17 protein-coding genes are annotated in these 14,101 nt (G+C 54.3%); 12 read left to right on the top strand and 5 right to left on the bottom strand.

Translation table 11 applies throughout. The features are described 5' to 3' along the window. Positions 1-197: 197 nt before the first annotated feature. Genes HVX72_RS18355 through HVX72_RS18310 form a run of 10 tightly spaced genes read left to right on the top strand, consistent with a single transcriptional unit; the run spans position 198 to position 9,658 of the window. Complete coding sequence (locus HVX72_RS18355; RefSeq protein ID WP_181823292.1) at positions 198-1,235, top strand: sigma-54 dependent transcriptional regulator; 1,038 nt, start codon at positions 198-200, stop codon at positions 1,233-1,235. Between the two features lie 19 nt (positions 1,236-1,254). Beyond that, the gene (fliE, locus tag HVX72_RS18350; protein WP_060570817.1) at positions 1,255-1,623 is read left to right on the top strand and encodes a flagellar hook-basal body complex protein FliE; all 369 of its coding nucleotides are present in this window, start codon (positions 1,255-1,257) and stop codon (positions 1,621-1,623) included. A gap of 10 nt (positions 1,624-1,633) precedes the next feature. Then, positions 1,634-3,319 carry a flagellar basal-body MS-ring/collar protein FliF gene (fliF, locus tag HVX72_RS18345; protein ID WP_042289137.1) on the top strand — a complete coding sequence of 562 codons (1,686 nt, stop codon included), beginning with the start codon at positions 1,634-1,636 and terminating at the stop codon, positions 3,317-3,319. Then, positions 3,291-4,328 (top strand): flagellar motor switch protein FliG, encoded by a 1,038-nt coding sequence (locus HVX72_RS18340; RefSeq protein ID WP_042289135.1) that lies wholly within the window; start codon positions 3,291-3,293, stop codon positions 4,326-4,328. The genes fliF and HVX72_RS18340 overlap by 29 nt, the downstream gene beginning before the upstream one ends. 3 nt (positions 4,329-4,331) lie before the next feature. After that, a complete protein-coding gene (gene fliH, locus HVX72_RS18335) occupies positions 4,332-5,090 on the top strand; it encodes a flagellar assembly protein FliH (RefSeq protein WP_042289133.1) in 759 nt (252 codons plus the stop codon). Then, the gene (gene fliI, locus HVX72_RS18330) at positions 5,077-6,396 is read left to right on the top strand and encodes a flagellar protein export ATPase FliI (protein WP_181822060.1); all 1,320 of its coding nucleotides are present in this window, start codon (positions 5,077-5,079) and stop codon (positions 6,394-6,396) included. Before fliH ends, fliI begins: the two co-directional genes overlap by 14 nt. A gap of 9 nt (positions 6,397-6,405) precedes the next feature. Beyond that, positions 6,406-6,849 carry a flagellar export protein FliJ gene (fliJ, locus tag HVX72_RS18325; RefSeq protein WP_042289127.1) on the top strand — a complete coding sequence of 148 codons (444 nt, stop codon included), beginning with the start codon at positions 6,406-6,408 and terminating at the stop codon, positions 6,847-6,849. Between the two features lie 5 nt (positions 6,850-6,854). After that, positions 6,855-8,258, top strand: a complete 1,404-nt coding sequence (locus HVX72_RS18320) for a glycosyltransferase family 2 protein (RefSeq protein WP_181822059.1) — start codon at positions 6,855-6,857, stop codon at positions 8,256-8,258. Between the two features lie 26 nt (positions 8,259-8,284). Then, positions 8,285-9,232, top strand: a complete 948-nt coding sequence (locus HVX72_RS18315; protein ID WP_042289125.1) for a hypothetical protein — start codon at positions 8,285-8,287, stop codon at positions 9,230-9,232. A gap of 3 nt (positions 9,233-9,235) precedes the next feature. Further along, a complete protein-coding gene (locus HVX72_RS18310) occupies positions 9,236-9,658 on the top strand; it encodes an adenylyltransferase/cytidyltransferase family protein (RefSeq protein ID WP_042289123.1) in 423 nt (140 codons plus the stop codon). A gap of 39 nt (positions 9,659-9,697) precedes the next feature. On the opposite strand, the gene HVX72_RS18305 is transcribed toward HVX72_RS18310, so the two are convergent. From HVX72_RS18305 to flgA, 5 genes are all read right to left on the bottom strand, one after another. Then, positions 9,698-10,750: a CDP-glycerol glycerophosphotransferase family protein gene (locus HVX72_RS18305; RefSeq protein WP_233459141.1), complete on the bottom strand. Its 1,053-nt coding sequence runs from the start codon at positions 10,748-10,750 to the stop codon at positions 9,698-9,700. Between the two features lie 43 nt (positions 10,751-10,793). Beyond that, positions 10,794-11,555: a hypothetical protein gene (locus HVX72_RS18300; protein ID WP_042289121.1), complete on the bottom strand. Its 762-nt coding sequence runs from the start codon at positions 11,553-11,555 to the stop codon at positions 10,794-10,796. A 33-nt stretch (positions 11,556-11,588) separates the two neighbouring features. Continuing rightward, positions 11,589-12,026 carry a flagellar protein FlgN gene (locus HVX72_RS18295; RefSeq protein WP_042289119.1) on the bottom strand — a complete coding sequence of 146 codons (438 nt, stop codon included), beginning with the start codon at positions 12,024-12,026 and terminating at the stop codon, positions 11,589-11,591. 2 nt (positions 12,027-12,028) lie between these two features. Next, complete coding sequence (gene flgM / locus HVX72_RS18290) at positions 12,029-12,301, bottom strand: flagellar biosynthesis anti-sigma factor FlgM (RefSeq protein ID WP_042289118.1); 273 nt, start codon at positions 12,299-12,301, stop codon at positions 12,029-12,031. Between the two features lie 131 nt (positions 12,302-12,432). Then, a complete protein-coding gene (flgA, locus tag HVX72_RS18285) occupies positions 12,433-13,221 on the bottom strand; it encodes a flagellar basal body P-ring formation chaperone FlgA (protein WP_181822058.1) in 789 nt (262 codons plus the stop codon). Between the two features lie 78 nt (positions 13,222-13,299). Here flgA and flgB point away from each other — a divergent pair, with 78 nt between their 5' ends. Further along, positions 13,300-13,650 (top strand): flagellar basal body rod protein FlgB, encoded by a 351-nt coding sequence (gene flgB, locus HVX72_RS18280; RefSeq protein ID WP_042289116.1) that lies wholly within the window; start codon positions 13,300-13,302, stop codon positions 13,648-13,650. A 23-nt stretch (positions 13,651-13,673) separates the two neighbouring features. Continuing rightward, entirely contained in the window at positions 13,674-14,099 is a 426-nt protein-coding gene (gene flgC, locus HVX72_RS18275) for a flagellar basal body rod protein FlgC (RefSeq protein WP_042289114.1), read from the top strand. Positions 14,100-14,101 lie beyond the last annotated feature (2 nt).

The following is a 14,101-nucleotide window of genomic DNA, read 5'->3' as shown; positions in this document are numbered from 1 at the left end:
AAGACAATTCTGAGTCCGTGGGTATACTGCACTCACTTTCATAAATCATGCCCTTTTATGAAAGGTTAACATCCTACTTATTTTTATTAACATTTCGTTTTTCGCCTTGTTGTGCGTGCTACGGATAATATTACGTGGCGATGTGTTTAATAAAAGTAGAGTGGGGTATCTTTTATTTGTTCTTTCTGTTGGTACTCCTGATGAGCATTATCATTGACCGTGAAGAGCGCAATGAAAACGGCTTAATTGCTGTTTCCCCTGCCAGCGTTAACGTAATGTCGTTAGCCCGCCGTGTTGCAAACTATAATGTTTCAGTTCTCATTACTGGCGAAACGGGAACAGGTAAAGAGTGTGTTGCGAAATACATTCATGAACACGCCTGTGGCAGCGAGGCTCCTTATGTAGGGGTTAACTGTGCGGCGATTCCGGAAAGTATGTTGGAAGCCATTTTATTCGGTTATGAAAAAGGCGCATTTACCGGCGCGGTAGCCAGCGTGGCGGGTAAATTTGAACAGGCCAACGGCGGCACGCTGCTGCTGGATGAAATTGGCGACATGCCGCTGGCGCTGCAGGCGAAATTACTGCGCGTATTACAGGAGCAGGAAGTCGAACGTCTTGGCAGCCATAAACGCATTCCGCTGGATATTCGTTTAATTGCTTCCACAAATAAAGATTTGCAGCAGGAAATTGCGGAAGGCCGTTTCCGCCAGGATCTCTTTTACCGTATTTCGGTGGTGCCGATTCATATTACGCCGCTGCGTGAACGTAAGCAGGACATTCTGCCGCTGGCGCAGCGCTTTATCGCCAAATACCGCGCTTTTCACAAAGGGAGCTTACGCCTTGGCGATGATGCGCGTAAGGCGTTGCTGGGCTACGACTGGCCGGGCAATGTGCGAGAGCTGGAAAACGTGATTCAGCGCGGCATGATTTTATGCAATGGCGAAGAGGTCAGCGCCGCTGATTTCGGTCTGGTTGCGCGGGTGATGCTGCCGGAAACCCCGGCCATCGACATGATGCCCGCCTACCGCGAGCAGGAGAGTGCGGGCGCATCGGCGATCCGTGACGTCAAGCTGCATGGCCGTCTGGCGGAATACCAGTACATCATCGACTTGCTGAAGCGCCATAAAGGCAATAAATCAAAGACCGCCGAATTTTTAGGCATCACCCCCCGCGCCCTGCGTTATCGCCTCGCTTCGATGCGTGATGAAGGCATCGACCTTGAATGTGACTCCTGAGGCCAGGAAGGATTGAGTAATGGATGAAATACGAGCAACAGGCATGAACCCGACGCAGACAGAGATACTGAGCCGGATGCAGCACACCGCCGCGCTGGCCTCTGCCAGCGGACTGGATGCGCACACGTCGGTACAGCCCGCCAGCAGCGCGTTCGCGGCCAGCGAACCGCTTTCTTTTGGTCAGGTTCTTAATAACGCTATCGATAATGTTGATGCCATTCAGCACAGCGCGGGCGCAAAACAGAAAGCGATTGATATGGGTCAGAGCGATGATTTAGCCGGTGCAATGATCGAAAGTCAAAAGGCCAGTGTGGCTTTCTCGGCCATGATGCAGGTGCGCAATAAGCTCACCAGCGCGCTGGACGAAGTGATGAATACTCCGCTCTAAGGTTTTAATCGTGTTAAACAAGATCAAATCTCGTCTTCCCGCCGTTTCACTGCCTTCCGGCCTGAATAAAACGCAACTGCTGGCTATCGTCGGTGGCGTGGTACTGACGCTCGGCATCGTGCTTTCCCTGTGGAACCGCAATCAGGGCTATGTGGCGCTTTATGGTTCGCAAGAGCATCTCCCGGTCTCTCAGGTGGTGGAGGTGTTGGGGGCGGAAACCATTCCTTACCGTATTAACCCGGACAACGGCCAGATCCTGGTCAGCGAAAGCAAACTCTCTCAGGCGCGTATGGCGTTGGCGGCGAAGGGCATCAGTGCGCTCACGCCGGAGGGCTATGAGCTGATGGACAAAGAAGAGATGCTGGGCAGCAGCCAGTTTATTCAGAACGTGCGCTACAAGCGTAGCATGGAGGGTGAGCTGGCGAAAAGCATTATGGCGCTGGAAGCGGTGGAAAATGCCCGCGTGCATCTTGGGATCAGCGAAGCGAGCTCATTCGTGCTGGCGAACAAACCGGGCAGCAGCGCCTCGGTGATGGTGCAGCTACGCTACGGCAAAAAGCTGGATGATGCGCAGGTTGCTTCTATCGTTCAACTGGTTTCCGGCAGCGTGCCCGGCATGTTGCCAACGAATGTCCGCGTGGTAGACCAGGCGGGGAATCTGCTCTCGGCCGGAATCGACGGGCCGGATGGCGCGCTGGCGGGTAAGGGGCCGGGCAGCGATGTGGTGCAGCGTATCCGCGCCGATACCAGCCAGAACATCGCCAGCCTGCTGACCTCTCTGGTCGGCGCGGGCAACTTTCGCATCAGCGTTGCGCCGGACGTCAACCTGAGCCGCGTGGAAGAGACGCAGGAGCGCCTTGGGAAAGAGCCGCTCGTCAGCGATGAGCAGGTCACACAGGAAAACACCACCAACGAAATGGCGTTCGGCATTCCGGGCTCCCTGAGCAATCGCCCGGTGAACCAGGCGCCGCAGGCTGCGGCAAATCAGGCGGCGGGCGTACAGCCTGACGCGAACGCGGCGAACGGCGACAGCGCCGACCCGCGTTCGCTCTCCAGCCGCAGCCAGCAGCAGCGTAAATACGCCTTTGACCGCGATATTCGCCATATCCGCCACCCTGGCTACAAGCTGGAAAAAATGAGCGTCGCCGTGGCGCTGAACAAGTCGGCACCGGCGCTGGCGAAAATGACTCCGGAACAGCTGGCCTCTATGACGCGTCTGGTGGAGAGCGCCGCCGGTATCGAAAAATCGCGCGGCGATGTCCTGACGATGGACGTGCTGGCCTTTACCGCGCCGGAAGGAAATGTCATGCCGGAGCTGAAGTGGTGGCAGGACCCGTCCATGCAGTACTGGGGGCAGAATGGCGGCATTGGCCTGCTGGCGCTGTTAACCCTGCTGTTTGGCGTGCGTCCGCTGGCGCAGCGCTTTGGCCGCCGTGAACGGGTCGCCATCGAGAAAGAAGCAGAACCTGAGAACATTCTGCTGAGCCATGAGGGAGTGATGGCGGAAGACGGCCTGTCGAATGGCCTGCCGAAAGTGGGCTTCCATAATGACGATCATCTGCCGCCGCAGAGCTCCGGTCTGGAAGCGAAAGTCGAATATCTCCAGGTGCTGGCGCAGAGTGAAACCGAGCGTGTAGCGGACGTACTGAAACAATGGATCAACAGCAATGAGCGAAGCAACAGTAAACCGGAATAATCATAGCAGCGACGGGGCAGCCGGGCGCAGCCGCCTGGAGCAGGCGGCAATCCTCCTGTTGAGCGTGGGTGAAGAGGCCGCCGCTCAGGTGATGAGAAAAATGGATCGTGAAGAGGTGGTGCTGCTCAGCGAAACCATGGCGCGTTTACATGATGTAAAGGTAAACCAGGCGCGCCAGGCGATGAACAACTTCTTCTCGGATTACCGCGAGCAGAGCGGGATCAACGGTGCGTCGCGCACCTATCTGCGCAGCATTCTGGAAAAAGCGCTGGGTGGCGAAATTGCCCGCAGCGTGATTAACGGCATCTATGGCGATGAGATCCGCTACCGCATGGCGCGCCTGCAGTGGGTGGATATTCCGCAGCTGGCGGCGCTGATTGAGCAGGAGCACCTGCAGTTGCAGGCAGTTTTCCTCGCCTTCCTGCCGCCGGATATTGCTGCCAGCGTGCTGAATGTTCTGCCGCGCGAACGCCAGGATGAGATTATCTACCGCATCGCACGCCTCGATGATATTAACCGCGATGTGATCGACGAACTCGACCGCTTAATCGATCGCGGCGTGGCGGTGCTCTCTGAACATGGCTCAAAAGTGATCGGCATTAAGCACGCCGCCAACATTGTCAACCGTATTCCGAGCAACCAGCAGATCCTGTTGGATCAGCTGCGCGAGCGCGACGAGAAGGTGGTCGACGATCTGAAAGATGAGATGTATGAGTTCTATATCCTCAGTCGCCAGACGCAGGTGACCTTGCAGTATTTGCTGGATGAAATCCCGCTGGAGGACTGGGCTGTGGCGCTGAAAGGCACCGAGCCGGTTCTGCGCCAGGCGATTTTCAACGTTATGCCTAAGCGTCAGGTGACGCTGCTGCAAAATACCACTTCGCGTCTCGGGCCGGTGCCGGTCAGTCGCATTGAGCAGGTGCGCAAAGAGATCATGCAGGTGGTGCGTCAGCTCGCCGAAGAGGGCGAAATCCAGGTGCAGCTGTTTGCCGAGCAGACGGTGGAGTAAGGCATGTTTAAACGTCGCAATCTGCCGCTTGATGCCCTGACTCCTCGCCGCCAGGCGGTGGTGAAGCCGCGCCTGCACAAATTCCCTCCGCTGCGTAAACGCTGGGTGCAGAACGGTCCGCCGCGCGAAGAGGAGGGGACGCGCGCGCTCGATCCCGCAGAATACCAGCAGCAGAAAAAAGAGGGTTTTCAGGACGGCATGAACCAGGGGTTTGCTCTGGGGATGGCCGAAGGGAAAGAAGAAGGCTACCAGGAGGGAGTGCGTCTCGGATTCGACGAGGGGATGCGCAAAGGGCTGGCGGAAGGCAAACAGCAGGCACGCCAGCAGTTTATGGAGGCCGCCGCACCGTTTGAGCGCATCGCCACGGAAGTACAGCATTATCTTGAACGTTATGAGCAGCGCCGCCGCGAAGAGCTGCTGCAACTGGTGGAAAAAGTGACCCGTCAGGTGATCCGCTGCGAACTGGCGCTGCAACCCACGCAACTGCTGGCGCTGGTGGAAGAGGCGTTAACCAGCCTGCCGCAGCCGCCGGAACAGGTACGCGTATTGCTGAATGCGCAAGAGTTTCAGCGCATCAGCGAAGCGGAGCCGGAGAAAACTCGCGAATGGGGGCTGGCAGCCGATGCCACCCTGGAGCCGGGCGAATGCCGCGTGGTGACCGACACCACTGAAATAGACGTCGGCTGTCAGCATCGTCTGGATCAGTGTGTCGATGTGCTGAAAGAAAACCTGCTGTCGGATGTGACCCATGAGCAGCCTTGATTTCGAACAGGCGCTGAAATCGATCGAACAGATAGATCTGGCGCGCGTCGCCGGGCGTCTGGTGCGCGTGAACGGCATTTTGCTGGAGTGCGTCGGCTGCCGCCTGGCCGTAGGCCAGATCTGCCGCGTGGAAAGCATGGATGGTGAAACCCTGGATGCGCAGGTGGTTGGTTTTGACCGCGAAGTGACCTACCTGATGCCCTTCAAACAGCCGTCCGGCCTGATTGCCGGGGCGCGCGTCTTTCCGGCCGGAAAAAGCGAAGGAGCGATGATTGGCGATCAGTGGCTGGGCCGCGTGGTAAATGGCCTGGGCGAGCCGATTGATGATAAGGGCAAGCTGGGCGGCGATACGCTGCTGGCGCAGCAACTGCCGCAGATCCACCCCCTGAAACGCCAGCCGGTTGAATCGCCGCTGGACGTGGGCGTGCGCGCCATTAACGGCCTGTTGACCATCGGCAAGGGTCAGCGCGTGGGGCTGATGGCGGGCAGCGGCGTCGGCAAGAGCGTACTGCTCGGCATGATCACCCGCTATACCCAGGCGGAAGTGGTGGTGGTTGGCCTGATTGGCGAACGCGGCCGCGAGGTGAGAGAGTTTATTGAAAATTCGCTGAAGGTCGAAGGGCTGGCGAAATCGGTGATTGTCGCGGCACCGGCCGATGAGTCGCCGCTGATGCGTATGAAAGCCACCGAACTGTGCCACACCATCGCCAGCTACTATCGTGACAAAGGTAAAGACGTGCTGCTGCTGGTCGATTCTTTGACGCGCTACGCTATGGCGCAGCGTGAAATCGCTCTGTCGCTGGGTGAACCGCCTGCCACGAAAGGGTATCCGCCCTCGGCGTTCGGCATGATCCCTCGTCTGGTGGAAAGCGCCGGTAACAGTGAAGGCGCGGGTTCGATGACCGCGATCTATACCGTACTGGCGGAAGGGGACGATCAGCAGGACCCGATCGTCGACTGCGCCCGTGCAGTACTCGACGGGCATATCGTTCTGTCTCGCCATCTGGCTGAAGCCGGACACTATCCGGCTATCGATATCGGCCAGTCCATCAGCCGCTGTATGAGCCAGATAACCACGCGGGAGCATCAGCTCGCCGCCCGTACCCTCAAGCAGCTTTACGCGGAATATCAAAATATTAAACCGCTGATCCCGCTGGGGGGGTACGTAGCGGGTGCCGATGCGTTGGCCGACAGATCTGTGCGCCTGTCTCCCGCCATCACCCAGTTTTTACAGCAGGAAGTGCAGGATGCCGCGCCAATCGCCGCGGTCGTCAATGATTTGTGCGCGCTGGCGCAAGCGGGATAAGGCTGAACGATGAGCAAACTGATATCAACTCTGGAACAACTCCATCTGCTGCGACATCGCGCGGTGAATGACTTAGCCGGCAAACTGGCTTCACAGAACCAGCTCTGCCAGCGCTTTGAGAAGAATATCGCCGGTCTGACCTCGCTGGCCACCGGGATGTCAGCCGCTCAGGGCGGCAACGCGGCAATGATGTTTAACCAGTCAAAATATAAGCACAACATTCAGCGGGTCATTGACTGGCAGAAACAGGAGCAGGCGCTGGCCCGCCTGGAAGCGCAGCAAATCCAGGGCAGGCTGCTGACGGCGTCGCGGCGTGAGAAGAGCCTGGAGCTGGTGCTGGATGCGAAACGCGCTGACAAGCAGGCTGAACATACGCGCCGCGAACAGAAAACCACAGACGCTATTTCCGCGCAGTGCTGGATGCGCCAGCAGATCCTCCAACGACAACGATAAGAACGATGGCAAACGTAAAAAAAACCGAGTCCGCCTCGCTGATGGACACGTTGATGAAACGTCAGAAGACGGTCTCTCCCCGGCACACGCCGTTTATCAGCGTGGTCTGCCCTACCTATAACCGTCGCGAATTTCTGCCCTATCTGCTTTATATCTGGCAGTACCAGGACTACCCGGCGGAGAAGCGTGAGCTGGTGATTCTTGATGACTCTGCGCAGAGCAATGCTGACCTCATTGCAATGATGGTCGACCCGGCGTGCCCGAACGTGCGCTATATTCACAGCGAAGAGCGACTGGTGCTTGGGCAAAAACGCAATATGCTCAACGAGCTGGCGAAAGGCGAATACATCCTCTGCTTTGATGATGATGACTACTACCCGCCGAATAAAATTTCTCATCAGGTGGCGCAAATGCAGGAGAACAACGCGCTTTTCTCCGGCACCGATCGTCTCTATATCTGGTACAGCCATCTGAATAAAATTTATCTTACCCATGCTTTTGGCCCCAGGCATGCGCTGAACGGTACTTTTGGGTTTCATCGCAACTTCCTGAAAAAGCATCGTTATGACGATACCGCGACCCGTGCCGAGGAGACATCGTTTCTGAACGGGTTTACTACGCCGGTGCTGCAGATCGACCCGAAGCAGTCCATTCTGTGCATTTCGCATAGCCACAATACCTACGACAAAGACTTTGTAATGAGCACTTCCACACCGGTGGATCTCACGATTGAGGATTTTGTCAGCGACTCGAACCTGCTGGCGCACTATCGCCGCCTGAGCCATGCCCCGGTAAATACGCAAGTGAACTGGGCGATCTTTGAAAAAATCGCGGTACTGTTTGATGGCGGTCAGGCGTCTGCGCTCCAGGCGCACTGCGAAGCGCTGATGGCGTTTGGCGTTCGCGCCAGTCAAATTTGGCCAGTGGAGAAGCAGACGCTTGAGCTCGAAACCCACTGTCAGGTACTGGAGGAGGCGCAGCAGCAGGGCTGGCGCAATGTGCTGTTGCTCGACGCCGATATTCAGTTTGTCAAAAAAGAGAACACGATCCTCTACGTCAACAAACTGCTGAACGGGCTGGAGCAGGTCGCCTGGCACGGGCTGACGTTGGGAGCGCGTTATGAAAACTTCACGCCGATGCAATCGATGCCGGGCGTCGCGCGTATCTTCAACGCCGGGTGTGGCTGCGCCTACGCGATCAACGCGCCCTATTATGGCGAACTATTAAGCGCCTATCGCCAGGGGATGGCGCAGGACGTCAACCTTGACCGCTGCTGGGCCGGGGTGATGGGGCGTGGCGACGTATGGCTCGGTTTTAGTCCCGGTTTCGCCTTTTTACAACACCATCCGGACCCGAAAAGCGGTGAGGTCATCGACTGTACCCACTGGTTTTTCCGCAAACACCGCTAAACCGATTATCCCCCTGAGAGAGCACTATGGAACTGACTGAACATTACCAACCTGAATTTGTAAGACGGTTTATGGCGCGGGACAGCGTCTGTGAATGCCAGGCCTGCCGCAACGCGCCGCAGGGCTGGCCGTACATCAGTATAAAAATGAAAAACCAGCAGCGTGAAAGCCTGGATATGGCGTGTGAAACGGCAGCGCGTGAAATTGTACTCAACCCGGAAGCATTTGTGCTGCATACGTCACAGGCACCGGCACAGGGAGAAGAAGTTCTTTCTGGCTGGAGCGAAGTCCTGAATCAGCAGTGCATCAACCTGGCAATTCATCCGGCGCTGTCACATGACGAGCGTCTCTACGCGATTGGCATATTGCTGAGTAAAGCGCAGCAGTACCGGGATAACGGCGAGCATGACCCGGCGTTATTGGCGTCGATGGGTGATCAGCTTGCCAGTCTGGCGGATCAGGGCATTCTCTCTCAGCAGTTTACGATGCTGCCGGAAATCCCGGAAAACCCGTGCGCAGTGTTAAAAGAGATGGGAGCGATTCGCCTGACGCTGAATTTACCGATGGCGGAAAAAATGGTGATATCGCTGAAGCTGAGCGAGCTGGGGATTATGTCGCCGTCGCGGCTGGCGGAGCGGCTTGACGCGCTCAAATCGCACTGGCAGACCATACCGCTGTTTAACGAACAGCCCTGGCTTCTCAATAACATTTTACTCTATGCGCTCTACAGCCGCATTTTCCCCGGTCTCCATTGTGATAACTATGGCGAAGCCTTTCTGAATCTGGCGCGGACGTTTTTCCGCTTAAAAGCGATCTGCAGCATTCGTTGCGACGAACGTCAGGAGTTGTCCCCGGAAGATGTGGCGATGCTGGCCAGCGCGCTGGAGGCGTGGCAGAGCAAAAATCCTTCCCCGTCGCCGGCGCAATATACAGCAGATTATCGGTTGCTCCATGGATTATCGCTGTTGAGATAACGTATGAACACAGATGTACGCCAGCCTGAACACAGTAAAAAAATTATTACCTTTGGGACGTTCGATGTTTTTCATGTCGGCCACCTGAATATTTTGCGCCGGGCAAAATCGCTGGGAGGACGGCTGGTGGTTGGCGTGTCATCGGATGCGCTTAATTACAGAAAAAAAGGGCGATACCCTATCTATAACGAGCAGGATCGACTTGCTATCGTGGCCGGGATAAAATATGTCGATGACGTCTTTATTGAAGACTCTCTGGAATTAAAATCCCGGTATATTCAGCAACACGCGGCGGATACGCTCGTCATGGGTAATGACTGGCAGGGAAAATTTGATGAACTCGCGTCTCTCGTTGAGGTGATCTATTTACCCCGGACGCCCGTCATTTCAACGACCTCGATCATCGATGTGATTAAAAATTTTTGAGTTTGGCCCGGCGTGCGTCGGGCCAGATTATTCTTAACACTATTCGTGTAACGCCTCAACGATCACCAGCGCTGCCCGCAGGCCAGCCATGCCATCATTAAACGCGTCACAATAATGCGTTTTAATCTGTTGCAGTGAAGTATTGAGATTCTCCCAGGGATAGTCAGTAGACAAATATCGCCTGATATCTTGCATATCTGTGGCAACGGGCATAAATTCGCGAACTTTTTGTTCCGGGCTGTCTACAGAACTATAGGATGCCTGATTGATTAGCAGTTTTTCCATTCCTGGCCAGTTTAAAAGAATGACTTTTTTATCGGCATTAATCGCATCAAAAATAAAACCGCTATTATCAGTAATGACATAGTCGGCACAATCCAGCAGGGCAAAAGTCGTGGCGCTATCGCTGACAATGTTCTTAATAAAACGGCGGACCAGTTTGAGCATGTTTCGTTCGCTCTCTTTATAAAGCGTTCGGTGATGCAGTTTAGCAATAATATTATATTCTTTGTTCATTCGACCCAGCCTTTCGGCCCAGTGAGGAATTGAACTGAGATCGCCGTAGGTTGGCGCATAAAGAAGTGTGGGTTTCGCCGGATCAATCTTTATGCCATCCGGTAGCGTCCTGGACCAGGTATTATTATGCCAGTCATCAAAGCGTGGGTTGCCGACAACAATGGCTTTATCACCCACGTTCAATGATGTTTGGGTATAGTCGCTGTAACAAAGAATATAGTGGTAATCTGAGTTCCAGTGTGCATGATTCCATTGATTTTTTGCCAGACCATATAGCGCACGAATATGAATATGCGCTGAATTTTTCAGATGCCGAATGTAATAAGGTGTGATCAGACAGTGATATTTTTTCTCTGTCTGTAAAATATATGAGAGTGTGGTGCAGGTGAGTCCCGGCATTTTGATATTATTCAAACCGGAAATCATCTCAGCGACGAAGTTTTTTTCGATTAAGTCATTTATGAGCAACTCGCACTTGACATTTTTGCTCAGCAATACAGATATGATATTGCGATAAACTTCATAATGAAAAGAAGTCTCCATGTAAAAAGCTACGCAGCCAGATTGCTGTTGCATCTGTTTTCCTTTTTATATAAACAGGATTGTCGGGTAATAATGATTAGGCGTGATGGCCGTTATAGATATGCCCCCACTGAGGGAAAATACCCGATTCAAATTGATAAATTAATGACAGAATGAGCGGCAGGTTATAGGGAGTGACTTCTGTATGTTTTGTCACCTGCGGTGAACAGGTTTCGATGAGATTGAATAAAGGGTATTTATCAAATAGAGAAAGGTTGGGTTCTATCTCGGTAACATACTGTACGTCTTGTTTTGACGTGAAAAGGTAGATGTTTCGCTGAGTCTCATTATCATGCCTGATGATGCCTGGAATATAACGGTCAAGAGCAAATACTTTTTGAGGGCTTATTTCACCCATCATGGCGGCGCCAACGGCTTCCCAGTGGCCTTCTGCAACATAACGACCAATGCTAAATTGAGGTACGCAGGTGATAATATTTTTAATTTTATGTTTTATACCATAATACAGGGCCGCACTGCCCCCTTTAGAGGCCCCCAGTATAGAAACATTAACCGGCTTCACATTGTCAATGACCGCGTCAATAAGCAGACTGACACCGTTTTCTATATCAAATTTCATGTCGTTGCACAGGTAATAAGCGGGCAACCCTTTGAAATCATCTTTGATCCATAATACAGTCGAGCGGCAGTGTGACAGAATGTCAAAATCGTAGATGGTTGGGTCCGGTAAGTTAAACCCTGACATCACGATTAATAAATGCTGACAATCATACTTGGATTTTTTTATTCGATAATGAATATTAATATCGGGGCGGAATTTAAACGTTTTCTCATCCACTGTTGTTTAGCCTTTAAGAAAAATAGGGAAGCGTTACCCCTGCTGATATAACCAGTTCTCCGGCTCATTCACGTTTAAGACGTTCAACAGGATCTCCTGCTGCATACTCATCAGTGAGCCATTGTATTCATTGGCTGAAAAACAGCGAGTGGCCTGCTGCTGCAGGTCCTGCCAGAGTGCGGCGACGGGCGTGCGGTTGGCGGGCGGAAGGCGGGCGATCAATGACTGCATTCCCTCGGCGCTGGCAGGGATGCCCAGTGACTTCAGCAAGCGGTAGCGCTGCTGGCTGTTGATGGACAGATGTTGATACTGTTCCATTACCTGCGCGTTGAGCGCGTCAAGCTCAGCGGCACGGCGGGCGACAATGTGCTCGCGCTGCGTTTCAAGCAGGCGCAGCAGGGCATGGTAGTGCTGGCGATCGGCGGCCATGCCCTGAATCAGGGTCTTAACGCTCTGGACAGCGTTAGTCATAATTACCTCTGGAAATATTTTTGCATCGATTCGGTCAGGGAATCGAGATTAATGGCGATTTTGCCGCTGCTAATGGCTTCTTTCATCTCGGCGACGCGCGCCATATCCACTTCCGGCAGCGTGGCCAGTTGAGATTGTGCATCGCCCAGCATTGGGTCAACGGCGGCGCTACGCTCAATTTTGTTGCCTTTCTGCGCGACGGTCTGGGTCTGCCCGGCTGTGCTGGCATTATTGATGGCGCCTGCCAGGTTGTACTGAGTTGCTGCTACTTTCATCGCTACGCTCTCTTTTTCGAATTTTGTTTGGGTTGCTGACGAATCCTGCCTGGCGGAAGAGGGGCTTCCGATGCCCTCACTGTGTAAGAGCGGCCAGTCGTCGGGCAAACTTAAACCGATTTCGCACTTTTTTAGCGTCCGCCCGCGTAGACCATTTTCACCACCCCGCTGTCGGCGACGATGGCGCTCACCACGTGTTCGCTGCTCTCATTTTTCACCTTGATAATTTCGCCTTTACGTCCCTTTTTCATCGCCTCGCCCACGGTGCGGGCTTCCACACCGCCCTGTTCGGCGATCATCACCACGCGCTGGCCGCGTTCAACCAGCACCGGCGCTTCCAACTGCGTCAGGGCAATCGCCTGACGATCGCGGATGCGGCGCTTCACCGTCAGCCCCATCACCTCGTCCGGGTTGGTCAGGTAGTTGCCGCGCAGGCCGCTGATATTGAGTTTCTTAATGGTGATGTCGTCCGGGGAGAGCAGATGGCCGCGATCCAACGTGTTTTGCGCGACCACCACCGGAAGATAGATATCCGGTTTTACCGTTACCGCCACGTCCCAGCGCTGCGGCGCGTCGCAGCGTACATCCACACGCAGGCGGTTGAGATCGATACGTTCACCCTCCGGCAGGGTGACGGTCGGTTCCTGTGCGCAGACTACCAGGTGCGATGCCTCGGAGGGGATAAACAAATTCATCTCCGCCTGGTAGTCCGGCCACTGTCGGCGTTTGGCTTCATGATAAATCATTTTGGCTGCGTGGAGCTGCGTCGCGACGTAGATCTGCTTACGCGCGTTGGTTTTTTTTTCGGGCGTTGCCGCACTGGCGGTGACGGCGAAAGCCAGGAGGAAAGAGAAGACGCCATAGCGGAAGCAACGCTTCACCTCTGGCGACTGGAAATGACTAAAACGGTTATAAATCATGATATTAAAACCTTGGCACGAATTTTGCTAATAGGGTAAGCAAATCATCGCAGGTTTAGCATCACGAGGGTGTGAATTGTGAGTATTACTTTTGACAAAGCATTGGGCGTTCATCCACAGGCTGTAGCACTTCGACTTTCCCGAGCAGAGTTGCTTTCAGCCAATCTGGCCAATGTCGATACCCCCAACTTTCAGGCTAAAGATATTGATTTTGCCGCAGAGATGCAACGTTCATCGCGGAGTTTTTCGCAGACCGCACTGCCGCAGGAGATGTATCGCGTTCCTTATCAGCCCTCTTCGGACGGCAACACCGTATCGTTGAACGTGGAGCAGGCTGAGTTTGCCAAAAACGCGCAGGATTACCAGATGAGCCTGGCGTTTTTAAACATGAAATTTACGGGCCTGAAGCAGGCCATTGAAGGTAAGTAATCCTACGCAGGTAATCACGGAATATGGCTTTTACCGATATTTATCGCGTTTCGGGGTCGGCGATGACGGCGCAAACCGTTCGTCTGAATACCATCGCCAGTAACCTCGCCAACGCAGAAACAGCGGCAACCAGCGAAGAGGGGGTTTATAAAGCCCGCCGTCCGGTGTTTGCCGCGATTTACAAAAACGACGAACTGATGCACAGCCGGGCGCTGACCGGCGCGCGGGTTCAGGTGATGGACGTTGTGGAGAGCGGCGAAGCCGTTGAACGCTACGAGCCTCATAACCCGCTGGCGAACGGCGACGGCTACGTCTATTACCCGGGCGTCAACGTGGTGGAAGAAATGGCGGACATGATGTCGGCCTCCCGAAGCTTCGAAACCAACGTTGAAGTGCTTAACAGTGTGAAAAGTATGCAGCAAAGCCTGCTGCGACTTGGAGAAGCCTAAGC

Source organism: Citrobacter sp. RHB21-C05 (assembly GCF_013889015.1).
In the GTDB taxonomy this organism is placed as follows: Bacteria; Pseudomonadota; Gammaproteobacteria; order Enterobacterales; family Enterobacteriaceae; genus Citrobacter_A; species Citrobacter_A sedlakii.
Note: the sequence above shows the minus strand (reverse complement) of the source record. Positions and strands in the feature narration are given on the sequence as shown.

Coding starts and splice junctions, on each gene's coding strand:
- HVX72_RS18340 (WP_042289135.1), top strand. CDS start 3,291: ATGAGCGAAGCAACAGTAAACCGGAATAATCATAGCAGCGACGGGGCA.
- HVX72_RS18305 (WP_233459141.1), bottom strand. CDS start 10,750: ATGCAACAGCAATCTGGCTGCGTAGCTTTTTACATGGAGACTTCTTTT.
- HVX72_RS18315 (WP_042289125.1), top strand. CDS start 8,285: ATGGAACTGACTGAACATTACCAACCTGAATTTGTAAGACGGTTTATG.
- HVX72_RS18320 (WP_181822059.1), top strand. CDS start 6,855: ATGGCAAACGTAAAAAAAACCGAGTCCGCCTCGCTGATGGACACGTTG.
- flgM (WP_042289118.1), bottom strand. CDS start 12,301: ATGAAAGTAGCAGCAACTCAGTACAACCTGGCAGGCGCCATCAATAAT.
- fliI (WP_181822060.1), top strand. CDS start 5,077: ATGAGCAGCCTTGATTTCGAACAGGCGCTGAAATCGATCGAACAGATA.
- flgA (WP_181822058.1), bottom strand. CDS start 13,221: ATGATTTATAACCGTTTTAGTCATTTCCAGTCGCCAGAGGTGAAGCGT.
- fliE (WP_060570817.1), top strand. CDS start 1,255: ATGGATGAAATACGAGCAACAGGCATGAACCCGACGCAGACAGAGATA.
- fliH (WP_042289133.1), top strand. CDS start 4,332: ATGTTTAAACGTCGCAATCTGCCGCTTGATGCCCTGACTCCTCGCCGC.
- flgC (WP_042289114.1), top strand. CDS start 13,674: ATGGCTTTTACCGATATTTATCGCGTTTCGGGGTCGGCGATGACGGCG.
- fliJ (WP_042289127.1), top strand. CDS start 6,406: ATGAGCAAACTGATATCAACTCTGGAACAACTCCATCTGCTGCGACAT.
- HVX72_RS18310 (WP_042289123.1), top strand. CDS start 9,236: ATGAACACAGATGTACGCCAGCCTGAACACAGTAAAAAAATTATTACC.
- HVX72_RS18295 (WP_042289119.1), bottom strand. CDS start 12,026: ATGACTAACGCTGTCCAGAGCGTTAAGACCCTGATTCAGGGCATGGCC.